Here is a 16,043-nt window from a genome sequence, read left to right as displayed (position 1 = left end):
GCTCAGCGCTCCTTGGGCAGGCCGAGGACGCGCTCGGCGAGGATGTTGCGCTGGATCTGCGACGTCCCGGCACCGATGCTGATCGCGAACGCGTGCAGCTGGGCGTGCACCAGCTGCCCGGTGGGCAGGCCGGGCAGGTCGTCCATACTCAGCGCGGCACGGTCCAGCACCCGGATGATCAGTGCGCTCAGGTGGTGCAGCGTCTCCGAGTAGGACAGCTTGAACGCGGAGCCGCCGGCCGGTGGGATGACCCCGACCATGCCCCGGGTGACGTTGCGCTTGGTGAGCGCCCACAGCGCGTCCAGCTCGGCGGCGACCCGGCCGATGTCACGGCGCAGGCCGGCGTCGTCCCAGGCGGTGCCGGCGCCCCGCGGCAGCACCCGGGCGAGTGCGGCGAGGTCGGCGACGTGGCTGCGCGCGGTGATCAGCTCCCGGACGAACGCGGTGCCGCGCTCGAAGCCGAAGGTGACCATCGCGACACGCCAGCCGTCGTTCTCCGCGCCGACCCGGTTGGCCACCGGGATGCGGACCTCGTCCAGGTAGACCTCGGCGAACTCACTGTCGCCGTGGATGGTCCGCAGCGGACGGACGTCGACACCCGGACTGTCCATCGGCATGATCAGCCAGGTGATCCCGCGGTGCTTCGGCGCGTCGGGGTCGGTGCGCACGAGCAGCTCGCAGTAGTCGGCGACCGGGCCGTAGGACGTCCAGATCTTCTGCCCGGTGACGACGTAGTGGTCACCGTCGCGGACGGCCCGGGTGCGCAGCCCGGCGAGGTCGCTGCCGGCGCCCGGTTCGGAGAAGCCCTGGCACCACACCGCCTCCCCGGACAGGATCCGGGGCAGGTGGAAGGCGCGCTGCTCGTCGGTCGCCTCGGCGATGAGGGTGGGCCCGGCGTGCAGCTGGCCGACGAAGTGGACGCCGAGGTCGGGGGCACCGGCCGCGGCGGATTCCTCCAGGAAGATCAGATGCTCGGCCGGGCTGGCGCCCCGGCCTCCGTACTCGCGGGGCCAGTGGATACCCGCGTAGCCCGCATCGGCAAGCATTCGTTGCCAGGCGCTGTCGTACCGCCGGCGGGCCTGCCAGTCCCGCTCGGGCGGGGGCCCGCCGAGCTGGGGAACAGCCTGCCGGACCCAGGCCCGGATCTCCTTGCGGAACTGGGCCTCGGACTCGGAGTCGAGGAGCAGCATCCGACCACCTCCATTGGATACATTATGCCAATTGGCGGCCAGACGTCAGTCTCGCGGCGCGGGGCGCGGGAACTCGGCAGGCCAACCGGCGCGAGCGGCCCGCCGGGCGTCGCACTCGGCCCGCCGGGCGCGGCGAGCGGCGGGCCGAGCGGCCGTCAGGAACTCGCGATCAGGTCCAGCGACTCCAGGTCGCGCAGCGCCGCGCAGATCCCCCGAGCCATCGACAGGAACATCCGGTCGGAGCGCTCCGAGCGCACTCCGGCGGCGAACATGCAGCCCAGCACCGTGATCAGCGGGCCGTGCAGCATCCCGGCGCGGTAGTCGGTGAAGCACTGTTCGGCCGAGTAGCCCGTGACGCCGAGCTCGACGAGGCGGGCGTGGTAGGCCCCCACCAGCCGGTGCTCGGTCGAGCGCCGCACGGCTGGCGGCAGCGCCGTGGACAGGAAGTACGCGAGATCGCGAGCCGGCAGCCCGATGGTGATCGTCTGCCAGTCCACGGTCAGCACGCCCGGGCCCTGCGCCGGGAACATCAGGTTGTCGAGCCGGTAGTCCCCGTGCAGCAGGGTGAACGGCGCGCGCCAGCCGCTCTCCCACTGGTAGGTCAGCGCGGCGGCCCGGTGCAGCGTGTCGAGGTCACGCTGGTCGAGCACGCCGGCGAACCGATCGCCGAAGTCCTTCGTGGTCGCCACCAGCAGCTCGGCCATGAACGCGAGCTCCGCGTCCTGCGGGCGGGGCAGCCAGTCGCCTTCGGCGGCGAGCAGCTCGCTGTTCCAGAACGACGCGTGCAGCCCGGCGAGCGCGCGGACGGCGTCGGTGGCCTGCGCCTCGTCACAGCCGTCCTCCTGGCTGCCCGGGCGCGCCGGGGCGGCGTCGGCCAGCACGAGGGTGAAGGCGCGGGAGTCCGGGCTGATCGCGGCCTGCCAGCAGTGCGGGATGTCGATGCGGGCGTCCCGGGCCAGCCGGGCGTAGAACCCGACCTCCTTGCGGTAGCCGCGGCGCACGACGTCCCGCCCGCCCGGGTCACCGGCGCCCATCTTGACCACGAGCGTGCGCGGAGCCGGTGCGCCGCCCGCCGTGGTGTCGCGCCCGGGGGCGTACTCCAGCCGGAAGCGGTAGCTGGAACCGATCTGACCAGTGCCGATCGGCTCGTGGCTCACAGCGCGGACCTCGACGTCGCCGGCACCGCCGGCGCCATGAGCACCACCGGCACCGCGCAACGCCGCGGTCATCCACGCCGGAGTGATCTCGGCCGGATCGTCGACGATCTGCTCGGCGGTGCCGACGCCCGGCACATCAGTACCCGAACCCGGCTCACGGCGCGCGTCGACGCCGGCGCCGGCGTCGGCGCCGGCATTGGTGCTGGCGGCAGAAGCGGAATCGGAACCGGATGCAGAGCCGGACAACGAATCAGGATGTGAAGGTTGCATAAAGTATCCCTCTATGTTCGGGTGGGGAGCCCGCTCGACCGGATGCACCCGCCCCTCGGGGGAACCGCATCGTCGGCACCGCAGAGTACTTCCAAGCCCGCCGGACGTAAACACTCTTGCCAGAGAGCGTCAGGACTGTAAAGGACGTCCGTCCGCTCAGCCCGCGGCTTCGGCCGGCTGGGCGGAGAGCCAGGCCGCCACCTGGGCCCGCGAGGTCAGCCCCAGCTTCTTCAGGATCTGCTGGACGTGTGTCTCCGCCGTCCGCGGGGAGATCACCAGGGTGGCGGCGATGTCCCTGTTACTCAGGCCCCGCGCGACGAGCTGGGCGACCTGCCTCTCCCGCCGCGTCAACCGCACTCCGCCCAGCCACGCGCCGGCAGGCACGGTGACCGGCCCGGTGGTCGGCCTGGTGAAGGATCCGGCGGCCGGTCCGCTGGACGATCCGGTGACCGGTCCAGTAGCGGTCGCGGCGGCGGAAGCCGTCGCCGAGCCCGTGGCACAGGAGGTGGCCCAGGCCTCCGCCGGTGCGAGCGCGGCTCCCCGCGCCCAGGCCGCGTCGAAGGCGCGCGGGCCCAGGTCCTCCCGGCACGCCGCCTCGCAGTCCTGGCGAAGCCGGAACAGCGCGGGCAAGGCCGCGGTGGACGTCCCCATCCGCTCCCAGAGATGGTCCGCCGCGCCGAGCAGAACCGCCGCGCCGGCGAACTCGTCCAGGCCCGCCCGGATCCAGGCAAGCGCCTCCAGGCACAGGGCGAGACCGAGGTGGTCGGGCAGCCCGCTCTCCCCGAAGACGGCGGCGCGCGCGATCGCCAGCGCGCCCTTCGGGTCACCGGCCCTCCAGGTGGCCAGCGCGCGGGCCCATTCCGCGTAGGCGCGCAGCCGGCGGTCCCGGCGCAGAATCGCGATGGCGACCCAGTCCTGGTAGTAGCGCTGCGCCGCCCACGGGGTGCTTCCCAGCGCGGCGGCGAGCGTGAGCACCGCGAGGGTCTCCTGCTGCCGGTTCAGGTCGCCGTCCCGGCGGAACTGAGCGAGGGCCCGCTCCAGGTTCGCGACGGCGTCGGGCTTGTCGGTGTACACCGCGTCGAGGCCGGTGAGCTGGGTGATGAGCGCGGCTTCGGCGCCCGCACAACCGGCCGCCACCAGCTCACTGCCGTGCTCCAGCATCCGTTCGGCGTCGCCACGGTCACCCTGCAGGGTCGCGAGCCAGCCCGCGGTATGCAGCGCACGGACCCGGCCGGGGACGTCGTCGCCGCCCCCGCGCCCGGCCTCGTCACCACCCGCACCGCCAGCGCCTCCGCCGCTTCCGCCACTTCCGGTGCTTCCGGCGCTTCCGGCGCTTCCGGCGCGACCAGAAGCGCCCGAGCCACCGCCGGCGCCCGAGCCGCCGTCGTCGAGCAGGCGTGCCAGCCAGTACCGCCCCTCGGTGAACCATCCGTCCGCGACCCAGTAGCGGTGCAGCGACTGCGCGAGCGCCAGGTTCGCCGCCGGGTCGGGGCTGGCGGCGCAGTACTCCAGCGCCAGCTGCAGGTTCGCATGGTCGGCGCGCAGCCGACTGAGCCAGGACTGCTGCGCGGGGCCCGTCCACTCCGCCTCCGCGCGGGCGGCGAGCCCGGCGTACCAGTCATGGTGACGCCGACGCAGCACCTGCCACTCGCCGCGCCACTCGATGTCGTGCTCCAGCCGCTCCTGGCCGTACTGGCGCAGCATCTCCAGCAGCCGCAGCCGCCCGCGCTCCGCCCCCGGCTCGAACGTGAGGATCGACTTGTCGACCAGCGCGAAGACCAGGTCGAGGAACGGTTCGGCCAGCCCGTCGCCGCAGACACCCTCCGCCGCGTCGAGCTCGAAGTCACCGGCGAACACCGACAGTCGGGCCCACAGCAGGCGCTCCTGCGGGGTGCACAGGTCGAAGCTCCACGCGACGCAGGCGCGCAGGGTCCGCTGCCGGTCGGCGACCAGCCGCCCGTCGTGGCGCAGCAGCGCGGTCGGCCTGGTGAGCCGCACCAGGATCTCAGCCGGTGACAGGGCCCGGGTCTTCACCGCGGCAAGCTCGATGGCCAGTGGGATGCCCTCGAGGCGGCGGCAGATGTCACCGACCGCGGCCCGGTTGTGCCAGGTCAGCGCGAAGTCCGGGCGGACGGCACGGGCCCGTTCGACGAACAGCGTCGTCGCGTCGCAGGGCAGGTGCGGGTCGGCCCCGGCCCCGTTCCCGTTCCCGCCGCCGACCGGCAGTGGCGCCACCACGTACGTCGCCTCGCCCTGGACCCGTAACGACTCCCGGCTCGTCGCGAGGATGCGCAGCCGCGGGCAGCGGGTCAGCAGCAGGTCCACCAGCTCCGCGCAGGCCTCGACGACGTGCTCGCAGTTGTCCAGGACGAGCAGCGCTCCCCTGGTCTCCAGGTACGCCCCGAGCGCCGCGGACGACGGTTCGGCGCTCCCGCGCGGCTGGCAGCCGAACGCCGCGGCGACGGTGTGCGCCACCAGCCGCGGATCCCGCAGCCGCGCAAGCTCCACGACGCACACCCCGTCCGGGTACGCGCGGCGCGTCTCGGCGGCCACCCGCATCGCCAGCCGGGTCTTGCCCACACCACCGACTCCGGTGACCGTGACCAGGCGAAACTCACCGAGCAGCTCGCGAAGCTCCGTGCGTTCCGCACGCCGGCCGACGAAGCTCGTGCGTTCGGTGGGCAGCCGCTCGCCTCGGAACCGAACCTGCGCGGACACGGCCATGGATCATCTTTGGCGGGGGTCTGCCACGACGTCAAGACGCACCGATCACCCGGCGATCCCGGTAGCCATCCCCGTACTTCTACGGATGCCCGCCCCGTGACAGGCCCACGATCCTGGTCACGCCCACCCACCGGTGCGGCACACGCAAAGGGCTGCCGGGCCGCCGACCTGCCGGACGGCCGTGCGGATGGAGGGAAACAGGCCATGCTCACGCCGTTCGACGACTATCCGATCCATCAGAGCGCGCTGCCGGTCGCGCACGCCGGCGGTGGGCATCCCGACCACTACGACCGGTTCTGGTTCAACGGCTACGACGAGGACGTCTACTTCGCGCTCGCGTTCGGGCTGTACCCGAACCGCGGCACGATCGACGGTGCGTTCAGCGTCGTCCACCAGGATGTGCAGCGCTCGGTCTTCGCCTCCGGACGCATCCCGCTGGACCGCACCCGCACCAGCATCGGCCCGGTCACGGTCGAGATCGTGGAACCGCTGCGGGTGAACAGGATCATCGTCGACGCACCGGAGCACGGCCTCGCCGCCGAGCTCACCGCCACCGCCCGCACCCCCGCGCACGAGGAGCCCCGGGCCACCCAGCACGACGGGCCGCTGCTGCTCACCGACTCCACCCGGGCCACCCAGATGGTCACCTGGAGCGGATGGCTCGAAACCGGCGGCGCGCGCATCGAGATCACCCCGGGCACCTACGGGACCAAGGACAGGTCGTGGGGAATCCGCGGCGTGGGCGAACGGACCCCCGCGGCGCCGCGCACCGCCCTGCCGCAGGTGTTCTTCCTGTGGGCCCCGCTGAACTTCGCCGACCGCGCCCTGCACTACGTCGTCATGGAGGACGAGACGGGGCGGCCGTGGCTGGAACGGACCGCCGTCCTGCCCGTTCTCGGCGACGGCGACCCGGTGTTCGGGCCCGACACCGGCATCAGCTGGCTGCACGGGGTACGCCACCGGGTGCGCTGGGCTCCGGGCCTGCGCCGTTCCGACGGCGCCACGCTCCTGCTCGGCCCGGACGAGACGGTGGAGCTGGAACCGCTGCGCACCTTCCGCATGAAGGGTGTCGGCTACCTGCACCCGCGCTGGAAGCACGGCCGCTGGCACGACGAGCTCGCCGTCGGCGGCGAGGTGCACAAGGTCGCCGAGCTCGACACGCTCGCACCCGAATGCGTGCACGTCCAGCAGGTGGTGCGCGCGACCTGGGGCGAGCGGGTCGGCCTCGGCGTCCTCGAACAGCTCGTCATCGGCCCCTACGCGCCGGGCGGCTTCCAGAGCATGCTCGACGGCGCCCCAGGCTGAGCCGACCGGCGAGCAACGGCGCATCTCAGTAGCTTCGGACTTCGGAGCCCGCCGCAGAATCCCGCACATCGAGCTTCCGCCACCGCCACCGCCACCGCCGAGCAAGAATTGAGGATTTTGGCCGCCGCAGAGCCTGTAACAAAATGGCGCCGACCAAGATCGGTAGTCAGGTGCACACGGCTGAGATCTTCGCTGACGGACGAACGTGGGCTGCCAGGTCAAAGTTGGTGGCCCGGATCGGCCACTTCTCGGCATTTTGCGACGGGCTCCGCAGCAACCGAAATCCTCACTTCTTGCGGATTGCCAAGTGCCACTTCGCTAGGGATTCTAATAATGGCCGTGGAACCAGCCATGCCGCATGGAGTGGGTGACGGCAGGCCTTGCCAGCGACGACACTAAAGACGGGCCAGCAGATCGGCCTTCTTCGCGGTGAACTCTTCGTCCGAGAGAACACCGCGGCGGTGCAGGTCACTCAACCTCTCGATTGTCGCCAGAATCGCGTCCGGGTCGGTGCCACCGGCGGACGCCGGGGCGGGTTCGGACGGGCTCACGGCCGGGGCGGGCCGCTGCGGTGCCGGGCTCACCAGCGGCAGGCTTTCCACGGGGAAGGTGCCGTGCTGGCTGGAGAAGGACAGTGTTCTGGGCCGGTCGCCCTGTTGCTGTTGCTGCTGGACGCCCGTGATGTGATGGTCGAGGGTGTCGTAGATGCGGACCTGGCCGTCGCCGCGGCGCACGGCCAGCCGCCGCACAGCCGGAAAGATCGCGTATCGGGATTCGTTCTGGCTGCCAGTCGAGCTGGGCTGGCCCAGGTCACCGGGCCACCAGCTGCTCGAGTTCGCCGGGTGGGCCGCCGCGGGCTCTCCGCCGCCGGTCGGCGGGGAGGCGGCGGGCGCATACAGCTGCTTCGAAGCCAACAGAGTGGACAGCTCCGTGGCGAGAGCGCTGACCGTTGCCTGCAGGCCGTGGTTGAACATGTCGCCGACCATCGTCATGCCACCGGCCATCCACTGTCCGCGGCCACCCAGCTCGGGGTGGGAGAACTGCGCCTGGGTACCACCGCCGAGCAGCACCGCGTCCAACAGCGTGCGCACCGCGTCGGTGCTCACGCCGTACCGGCGGGCGAGATCCGCGATGGCCTGCTCACCCTGGCCGTTCAACCTGCGCATGGTAAATCTCCTCGTCACGTCGCCACGCCGTCTCGACGAAAGCCGGGACCGGCGTCAGCGGCGTGTTGCCACCACCCGAGTCTGCCAGCGTCGTCTCGGCCACCGTGGCGTCGCCGGCCGCCCTGGCGATACGGCCGGCCGAGGGTTACGACCAGGGGCGCCGGGGCTTCTCCCCGCGACCCGAGGACGGCGGCCGGGACAGCGCGAATGATGAAGGTGCCCCGGGCATCCGGGGCACCAACCCCGAACACCATCGACCTTAGGGACCGCCATGTCCGACCCCCACGTCTCGCCCGAGCCGCCGGCCTCGTCCGGCCCCGACCCGAAGCCCAACCCAGGTCCCGAGAACGACACCGATCCCGGGTCGGCGTCCGAACCGCGGGCGGTGGTCAGGGCGTTCCTGGCGGCGTTGGAGCGGCTCGACGCCGACGCGGCGCTGGCGCTCGTCTCGGATGACGTCGTCTACCAGAACGTTCCACTGCCGCCGGCCCGCGGGCGGGTGGCGGTGGAGAAGCAGCTGCGCTGGATGCTGCGGTACGGCACCGGGTTCGAGGCACGCATCCACCATCTGGCCGCGGACGGCCCGGTCGTGCTCACCGAACGGACGGATGTGCTGCGCGCCGGCTCGTGGGGGGCGGAGTTCTGGGTCTGCGGCACGTTCGAGGTGCAAGACGGCCGGGTGGTGCTGTGGCGGGACTACTTCGACTGGGCGACGTTCCTCGCCGCCAGCGCCCGCGGCGCGGGGAAAGCTCTGTTCTTCCAGGCCGCCGCGGCGGTCGCGGCCCGGCGCCGAACCGGGCCCTGACCGCTGCCACCCCCGCACCGAGCGCGCAGCCGGCGCGGAGCCTTCCGCTGCCAGTGCGCCGCCCGCCGATGGTCAAGCCGTTGCACCAGGGCATACTTCTAGATAATTTGCGGACTCAGGGCGCATCGGGCGCGATCCTGCCGATGGGCCGTAAATCCCCGGGGCCGACCGAGCGCCTCCCTCCTGTGTTCGAGACCGCGGCACCGGCCGCACGGCGGTCCTGCCGCCGGCAGCGAGAAGGACCTGATCATGAACCTTGACGAGGCCGGCGGCGTCTTCACCGACCCCACCGCCTACGCGGACGAGCAGCGTTTCCACGCCGCCACCGCGGTGCTGCGCCGTGAGTCCCCGGTCCACCGGGTCGAGACCGAGGGGTTCGCCCCGTTCTGGGCGATCACCCGGTACGACGACGTCATGGAGATCTCCCGCGACTCCGAGCTGTGGCACAACGCCCCCCGCACCGCCGTCCAGCAGGACCCGGACGCCCCCGCGCCGCCTATCCGAGCACTCGTCCAGATGGACGCCCCCGACCACCCGATCTACCGGCACATCAGCGCCGACTGGTTCAAGCCCGCCGGCGTGCGGCGGCTGTCCGACCGGATCACCCAGCTCGCGAAGCGCTACGTCGACCACATGGCCGACCTCGGCGGCGAATGCGACTTCGTCCAGGACGTCGCCGCGCACTACCCCCTCTACGTCATCCTCTCCCTGCTCGGGCTGCCCGAGGAGGACTTCCCCCGGATGCTGAAGCTCACCCAGGAGCTGTTCGGCGCCGAGGACCAGGACCTTGCCCGCGCCGCCGACGGCGACGCCGCCGCGATGGAAGCCCTCCTCGACTTCTTCCAGTACTTCCAGAAAGTGATCGCCGACCGCCGCGAGAACCCCACCGACGACCTCGGCTCCGTCATCGCCAACGCCACCGTCCACGGCGACACCATCGGTGAGCTCGAAGTCGTCGGCTACTACGTCCTCATCGCCACCGCCGGCCACGACACCACCAGCGCCGCGATCTCCGGCGGCCTGCACGCCCTGCTGGACAATCCCGACCAGTGGCAGCGCCTCACCGCCGACCCATCGGCCCTCGTGCCGACCGCGGTCGACGAGATGATCCGCTGGACGTCCCCCGTCAAGCACTTCATGCGCACCGCCACGCGCGACACCACCATCCGCGGCGTTCCGATCCCCGCCGGCGACGCCGTCCTGCTGTCCTACCCGTCGGCGAACCGCGACGAGGACGTCTTCACCGACCCACAGACCTTCGACGTCGGCCGCACCCCCAACAAGCACGTCGGCTTCGGCTTCGGCGCCCACTACTGCCTCGGCACCCACCTCGCCCGCCTCGAGGCCCGCGCCCTCTACACCGAACTCGTCCCCCGCCTGCGCGAGGTCGAGCTCGCCGGCACCCCCGAGTACATGCAGACCGTCTTCGTCGGCGGCCCCAAGCGGCTGCCGATCCGTTACAAGATCTCCTGACGACATCCGGCCCGGCCGTCGCAGCCCTGGGCGGCCCACACGCCGCCGAACCACCAGGGCTGCCGGAGGGCACACAGGATGAGCGAGTCGGAAGGTGCCACGCCGGCGGCGGGCACGGGCCCCTTAGCGGGCACAGGCGCCAGGGCAGGCGTGGACGACGTGGCGTGGATCGTCGACGATCCGCACCACGTCACGCCGCAGTGGATGACCGCCGTGTTACGCCGCGGCGGGACGGACACCGAGATCACCGGCCTGCGCCACGAGCCCGTCGGCGGCGGCCAGCTCAGCTCCAGCTACCGCTTCCACCTCACCGCCGCACCAGACGCAACCGACCCGGCGCCGCCGTCGGTGGTCCTCAAACTGGCCGCCGGCACCCCCGCCGCACGCGCCCAGATCGCACCCGGATACCTCAGCGAGGTCGGCTACTACCGCAGCTTCGCCGCAGGCGCCCAGATCCGCGTGCCCCGCTGCTGGAGCGCCGACATCACCACCGACGGCCACAGCTTCACCCTCGTCCTCGAGGACGCACACCCATCCCGGCCCGGCTCCCAGGTCCACGGCGCCACCCTCGCCCAGGCCCACGCCGCGATCCGCAACCTCGCCGGCCTGCACGCCCCCTACTGGGGCCAGCAGGGGCTACGCGACACGGCCAGCTGGCTACGTCATACCGACGAGGCGGGCATCAGCTTCCTCGGTGAGCTGCTCGCGACGGCCACCACGCCCTTCGTCGACCGCTTCGGCGCGGACCTCTCCCCCGCCGACCTCGACACGCTGCACCGCACAGCCGACCTGTTCGGCCGCTGGGGCCGGCACATCGGTGCCCGGCACAGCCTGATCCACGGCGACTACCGGCTCGACAACCTGCTCTTCTCCGACACCGCCGACACCGACAACCCCGAGGCCACCGACGACCCTGGGGCCACCGGCATCCGGGTCACGGCCGTCGACTGGCAGTCACTCGAGATCGGGTTCCCCGGCCGCGACGTCGCCTACTTCCTCTCCACCGCCCTGCACCCCGACCTCCGCAGGGCGCACGAGAAGACACTGCTCCGCACCTACCACGACCGGCTGCTCCAGCTCGGGGTGGCGGACTACCCCTTCGAGGCCTGCTTCGGGGACTACCGCCTCGGGACGCTGCAGGGGCCCCTGCTCACCGTGCTCGGCGCCATCTACGCGACGAACGAGCCCACCGAAAGCTCCCACCGGATGTTCCTCTCGATGGCCACCAACACCTGCGCGGCCATCCGCGATCTGGGCACCCTCGGCCTGCTCACCGCCTGACGGCCCGGTCGCTTCACCTCAGGAGGGGCAAAAGAGGCGCAGATTCGCCTGGCGACCCGCAAGAACGAAGGATTTCGGTCGTCGCAACGACCAGAATCGTTCACTCTTGCGACTCGCCAAACGCGCCGGCGGTATTCACCCGCGGCCCGGGCCGGCGGTGAACGCCGCCGGCCCGGGCCCGGATCAGCTATCCGAACGGCAGCACGACCGTGCGGGTCTCCAGGTAGGCCTCGACACCCTCGGGGCCCATCTCCCGCCCGATCCCGGACTGCCGGAAGCCACCGAACGGGCTGCGTGGCTCGACGATCGCGGCGGAGTTGACCGCGCAGACGCCGGTGCGGATCCGGCTGGCCAACGCCACCCCGCGGGCCACGTCGGCGGTCCAGACCGAGCCGGACAGCCCGTAGTCGGAGTCGTTGGCGATCGCGACCGCCTCGTCGTCATCGTGGTAGCGGATCGCCGTCACCACCGGCCCGAAGATCTCCTCACGGGCGATCCGGCTGGCGTTGTCGACATCGGCGAACAGGGTCGGCTCGACATAGTGGCCGGCGTCCAGCCCGGCTGGACGGCCGCCGCCGACGACGAGCCGGGCGGAGCTGGCCCGTCCGTCGGCGAGGTAGCCCTCGACCCGGTCACGCTGCCGCGCCGACACCAGCGGGCCGACAGCGGTAGTCATGTCGCGCGGGTCACCGACGCTCAGACCGCGGATGTGGTCGGCGAGCGCGTCGATGACCTCGTCGTAACGCGACGCCGGTACCAGGATGCGGCTCTGCGCCGCACACACCTGCCCGTTGTTCTGCAGCCCCGAGTCGAGCAGCTGCGGGACGACCGTCGCAAGATCCGCGTCGTCGAGGATGACACCGGCCGACTTGCCGCCCAGCTCCAGCGTGACACGCTTCATCAGCTCACCGCAGGTGGCGCCGACCGTCCGGCCCGCCGCGCTGCTGCCCGTGAACGACACCTTGTCCACACCCGGATGCCCGACCAGGTACCGGCCGAGCTCCGCGCCGCCGGGCAGGATGCTCACCAGCCCCGGCGGGACGTCCGCCGCGAGCAGCACCTCGGCCAGCAGGAACGAGCTGGCCGGTGCCTCCGGCGGCGGCTTGAGGATGATCGGGGCGCCGGCCGCGAGCGCCGCGCCCAGCTTCATGCACGACAGGAAGATCGGCACGTTCCACGGCACGATTCCCACCGCGACCCCGACCGGGACCTTCTGGATCAGGCAGCGCCCCATCAGCCCGGGGCGTTCCTGCTCGAAGGGGAAGCTCTCGGCGACGTCCGCGAAGCCCTCGATGACCATGGCGGAGCCGATGGCCTGCCCGAACAGGGAGAACGCCGCCGGCGAGCCCATCTCGTCGGTGATGATCCCGGCGAGCTCCTCGGCCCGGGCCTGCAGCCCCGCCGAGACCTTCCGGATCAGCTCCGCGCGTTCCTTGCCGGCTCCCGGTGACCAGGCGCTGCCCGCCAGTGCCGCCGACGCCGCGGCGATCGCGGCGTCGGCGTCGGCGCGGGTCGCCTCGGGAACGGTGGCGACGAGGTGGCCGTCATGCGGCGAGTGGACCTCGATCCGGCCGGACGTGGCGGGCTGGCGCCAGACCCCACCGATGAGAAGCTGGTCGCGTTCGATGACGGTGGTCATACCGAGGCCTCCGACGGGAGCAGGACCGGCTTGACGACCTTGCCGGAAAGGGACGCCTCCTCCGCGGCGTTGATCTCCGCCAGCGGGAAGGTCTCGATGAGCCGGTCGAACGGGAACCGGCCGGCGCGCCACAGCTCGATCAGCCGCGGGATCACCACCTGCGGATCGGCGCCGCCCTCCAGGATGTTGGAGAGCCGCTTGCCGAGCAGCGTGATCGTGTCGAAGGTGATCGGCTCGGTCTGGATGCCCACCATCCCGCAGTGCCCGCCGGCGCGCAGCGCGCCCACGGCGTTGCCGATCACCGTCGCGTTGCCGGTGGTGTCGAAGGTGTAGTCGGCACCACCGCCCGTCAGCGCCTGGATCTGGGACACCAGATCCGTGCTCTGACCGTCCAGCGTGTGGGTCGCGCCGAGCTCGACGGCGAGGTCCAGCCGGTGCTGGTGCAGGTCGACCGCGATGATCGGGTCGGCGCCGACGACCTTCGCCGCCATGATCGCCGCGAGCCCCACCGCTCCGGCGCCGAACACCACGAAGCTGGCACCCGCGCGGACGTCCAGGTCGACGAGCACGGAGCCCGCGCCGGTGAGGATGCCGCAACCGAGCGGCCCCAGCTTCTCCAGTGGCAGGTCACGGTCGACGACCACCACCCCGCGCTCGGCCGCGACGCAGTAGGTGGCGAACGAGGACTGGCCGAACCAGCGCGAGGCGATCTCGCCGCCGGCCGCGTCACGCACACCGGTGGTGCCGTCGAGACGCCGGCCGAAGAAGTTACGGAACAGGAACAGGTCGCAGTAGGGCGGCACGCCGCGCCGACAGCTCGCGCACTCGCCGCACGAGTCGAAGGACAGCACCACGTGGTCGCCCACCGACACCCGGGTAACCCCGTCACCGACCGCCTCGACCACTCCGGAACCCTCGTGCCCGGTGATGACCGGCGGCTGCGCCGGCGACCTCTCCTCACGCGGCACGACGTCCGTGTGGCACATGCCCGCGCCGACGACCCGGACGAGGACCTCGCCCGGCCCCGGCGGGTCGAGCTCGACCTCCTCCAGGACGTAGGGGCCGTCCGCCTGCCGCAGCACCGCCGCGGTCACCTTCATCCGGCACTCCCGTTCTTCAAGGTCAGCAATTCAAGATCAGTGATCCAGGGTCGGCCTGTCGAGATCAGCGCGTCCGGGGCCGGTGCGCCGAGGAGGCGACGAGGCGACGGGCTCACCAGGCGGCGGACCTGCCGGCCGCCGGGAACATCGCAACAGCGATGCGCGAAACCCTAAGGCACAGATCTACATGTTTCAACCGATCGCGGACTCGCCGCGAGATGGGCCGACAACCACCCCAGGGCCGGTATGCGAAGAAATATATAGATATTTAGGATACTACGTGATGGTCGAGGCAGGCATGCAGGAAGGCGACCAGATCCTCGTCGGAACGCAACTGGGTGGTCTCGTCGAGAAGCAGCGACTGCAGCAACCGCACCATGTGCTCGGCGAGCGCCGCCCGGGCCTGCTCGCCCAGGTCGAGAGCGATCGGCAGCCGGTCGAGCACCGCCAGAGTGAGCCGCGGCGCGTCCGCCGTGGTGATCAGCGCGTCACCGCGGCCCGGCTGCGCGATGAAGGACAGGCCCGGGTCGTTCGGCAACGTCCGGACGCAGTGCAGCATCAGCCGGACGAGCGCGTCCCGGGGATCGTCGACGCCGGTGAGGCTCGCGGCCATCCCTGCCACCAGCGCCTCCACACCCTGCTCCGCGACAGCCTCGAACAGGGCCCGCCTGGTCGGGAAGTAGCGGTAGACCGTCTGGCGGGTGACCCCGACGCGCCGGGCGACCTTCGCCAGGTCCGAGCCGGTCCCGTCGACCTCGATGCACGCCCTGGCCGCGGCGACGATCCGGGCGGCGGCCTCCTCGTCCGTCGCCGGCGGATCCCCGGCCCAGCCACCCCTGTGCACCCCACACAGCGTAGGCGGACACGGCCGGACAGACCCGAAGGAACCGACAGACCGACAGCCCGCGCGGGGCGGGTCAGCCCGGGGTGTCCAGCAGCTCGAAGTCGGCGAAGTCGAACCCGGGCGCCACCACGCAGCCGACCAGGACGTGCTCCGCACCGGTCGGTCGGGCGGTCTGCCAGACGTTCGCGGGCACCAGGTGCTGTACCCGCTCGGCGCCGCTCACCGCCGGCTCCGGCCCCAGTCGGTACCCGGTCGTCGCGCCCGGGGCGTCCCGCGCCCCGCCCTCGGTCAGCAGCAGTGCCCCGCCGCCCTGCCAGAACCACAGCTCGTCCGAGCGCACCCGGTGCCAGTGCGAGACCTCGCCCGGCAGCAGCAGGAAGGAGATCGCGGTCGCCATCGGCCGCACCCCGCCATGAGCGTCGAGCTCGAGCGGCGACTGCCAGGTCCGCCGGTACCACCCGCCCTCAGGATGCGGCGCCAGACCGAGAGCCTCGATCAGCGGATGCGGCACGGGCACCGGGCGCGGTTCAGCCATGCCGTCATCCTGCATCGGGCACCGCCACACCACACCGCCGGCACCCGCGACACCTGCAAACCGCCGGGCCACCGGGTCGTCCTGTCGTCCTTCGTTCGTCCTTCTCCGATCTTCAAGATCGACAACGCGCACGGGCGGCCGTCAACAGTGTTGATCATCTTGGCGATGGACGGGCTGGCAGCACCGCCCGCCGACAGGGCTGTGCGACTGTGGACACGCCGGAGGAGCGCGTCCACAGAGGAGCCTGACGTGGTGGACCCGATGCCTCGCCCCGGCGCGGTCGAGGTGCTGCGAGCGGCGGGGTGGACCGGGGCACGCCGGTGGCGGTGGTGGCCGTCCCCGGGGTCGGGGTCGCGCTGGCGCACGCGGACGCCGGCTGGGCCTGGCCGGCGCAGGCCTCGGCCGTCCTGGCCGAGGTGGAGTCGGCCCTGGCGCCCCGCTGGGTGTGGTGGTCGGCGCATGGCAGTGGGACGCCGCTGACCGGGCCGCCCGACCGCCCCCGGCAGGGCCACCGTGACCGCTGTGACCGGTGTGAGCGGCCTCGGCGGCGGTGC

General features: G+C 72.0%; 12 protein-coding genes and 1 pseudogene. 5 read left to right on the top strand and 8 right to left on the bottom strand.

The features are described 5' to 3' along the window. Positions 1-2: 2 nt before the first annotated feature. From FREUN1FDRAFT_RS13295 to FREUN1FDRAFT_RS13285, 3 genes are all read right to left on the bottom strand, one after another. Complete coding sequence (locus FREUN1FDRAFT_RS13295; RefSeq protein ID WP_006540574.1) at positions 3-1,190, bottom strand: acyl-CoA dehydrogenase family protein; 1,188 nt, start codon at positions 1,188-1,190, stop codon at positions 3-5. A gap of 155 nt (positions 1,191-1,345) precedes the next feature. Beyond that, entirely contained in the window at positions 1,346-2,593 is a 1,248-nt protein-coding gene (locus FREUN1FDRAFT_RS13290; protein WP_035951479.1) for a phosphotransferase, read from the bottom strand. 180 nt (positions 2,594-2,773) lie between these two features. Next, positions 2,774-5,341 (bottom strand): LuxR C-terminal-related transcriptional regulator, encoded by a 2,568-nt coding sequence (locus FREUN1FDRAFT_RS13285; protein ID WP_006540572.1) that lies wholly within the window; start codon positions 5,339-5,341, stop codon positions 2,774-2,776. 204 nt (positions 5,342-5,545) lie between these two features. Here FREUN1FDRAFT_RS13285 and FREUN1FDRAFT_RS13280 point away from each other — a divergent pair, with 204 nt between their 5' ends. Beyond that, the gene (locus FREUN1FDRAFT_RS13280; protein WP_006540571.1) at positions 5,546-6,646 is read left to right on the top strand and encodes a hypothetical protein; all 1,101 of its coding nucleotides are present in this window, start codon (positions 5,546-5,548) and stop codon (positions 6,644-6,646) included. 395 nt (positions 6,647-7,041) lie between these two features. Here FREUN1FDRAFT_RS13280 and FREUN1FDRAFT_RS13275 read toward each other — a convergent pair whose 3' ends face one another. Next, a complete protein-coding gene (locus FREUN1FDRAFT_RS13275; protein WP_006540570.1) occupies positions 7,042-7,812 on the bottom strand; it encodes an SHOCT domain-containing protein in 771 nt (256 codons plus the stop codon). 385 nt (positions 7,813-8,197) lie between these two features. Here FREUN1FDRAFT_RS13275 and FREUN1FDRAFT_RS13270 point away from each other — a divergent pair, with 385 nt between their 5' ends. The 3 genes from FREUN1FDRAFT_RS13270 to FREUN1FDRAFT_RS13260 all read left to right on the top strand — a co-directional run bounded on the left by FREUN1FDRAFT_RS13270 (position 8,198) and on the right by FREUN1FDRAFT_RS13260 (position 11,371). Beyond that, on the top strand, positions 8,198-8,617 hold the full coding sequence (locus FREUN1FDRAFT_RS13270; protein ID WP_035951477.1) for a limonene-1,2-epoxide hydrolase family protein: 420 nt from the start codon (positions 8,198-8,200) through the stop codon (positions 8,615-8,617). Positions 8,618-8,866: 249 nt separating this feature from the next. Beyond that, positions 8,867-10,090 (top strand): cytochrome P450, encoded by a 1,224-nt coding sequence (locus FREUN1FDRAFT_RS13265; protein ID WP_006540568.1) that lies wholly within the window; start codon positions 8,867-8,869, stop codon positions 10,088-10,090. Positions 10,091-10,168: 78 nt separating this feature from the next. After that, positions 10,169-11,371 carry an oxidoreductase family protein gene (locus tag FREUN1FDRAFT_RS13260; protein ID WP_006540567.1) on the top strand — a complete coding sequence of 401 codons (1,203 nt, stop codon included), beginning with the start codon at positions 10,169-10,171 and terminating at the stop codon, positions 11,369-11,371. 187 nt (positions 11,372-11,558) lie between these two features. Here the strand turns inward: FREUN1FDRAFT_RS13260 and FREUN1FDRAFT_RS13255 are convergent, their stop codons facing one another. From FREUN1FDRAFT_RS13255 to FREUN1FDRAFT_RS13240, 4 genes are all read right to left on the bottom strand, one after another. After that, complete coding sequence (locus FREUN1FDRAFT_RS13255; RefSeq protein ID WP_006540566.1) at positions 11,559-13,010, bottom strand: aldehyde dehydrogenase; 1,452 nt, start codon at positions 13,008-13,010, stop codon at positions 11,559-11,561. Beyond that, positions 13,007-14,110 (bottom strand): NAD(P)-dependent alcohol dehydrogenase, encoded by a 1,104-nt coding sequence (locus FREUN1FDRAFT_RS13250; protein ID WP_006540565.1) that lies wholly within the window; start codon positions 14,108-14,110, stop codon positions 13,007-13,009. The genes FREUN1FDRAFT_RS13255 and FREUN1FDRAFT_RS13250 overlap by 4 nt, the downstream gene beginning before the upstream one ends. A 268-nt stretch (positions 14,111-14,378) precedes the next feature. After that, on the bottom strand, positions 14,379-14,954 hold the full coding sequence (locus FREUN1FDRAFT_RS13245; protein ID WP_006540564.1) for a TetR/AcrR family transcriptional regulator: 576 nt from the start codon (positions 14,952-14,954) through the stop codon (positions 14,379-14,381). A gap of 73 nt (positions 14,955-15,027) precedes the next feature. Continuing rightward, positions 15,028-15,489, bottom strand: coding sequence for a cupin domain-containing protein (locus FREUN1FDRAFT_RS13240; protein WP_006540563.1), 462 nt, complete (start codon positions 15,487-15,489; stop codon positions 15,028-15,030). Between the two features lie 302 nt (positions 15,490-15,791). Here FREUN1FDRAFT_RS13240 and FREUN1FDRAFT_RS13235 point away from each other — a divergent pair. Continuing rightward, positions 15,792-16,043: pseudogene (locus tag FREUN1FDRAFT_RS13235) on the top strand (hypothetical protein); the annotation flags it as partial.

This window comes from Parafrankia sp. EUN1f (assembly GCF_000177675.1).
Taxonomy (GTDB): Bacteria; Actinomycetota; Actinomycetes; order Frankiales; family Frankiaceae; genus Parafrankia.
This window is presented reverse-complemented; position numbering and strand designations above follow the sequence as displayed.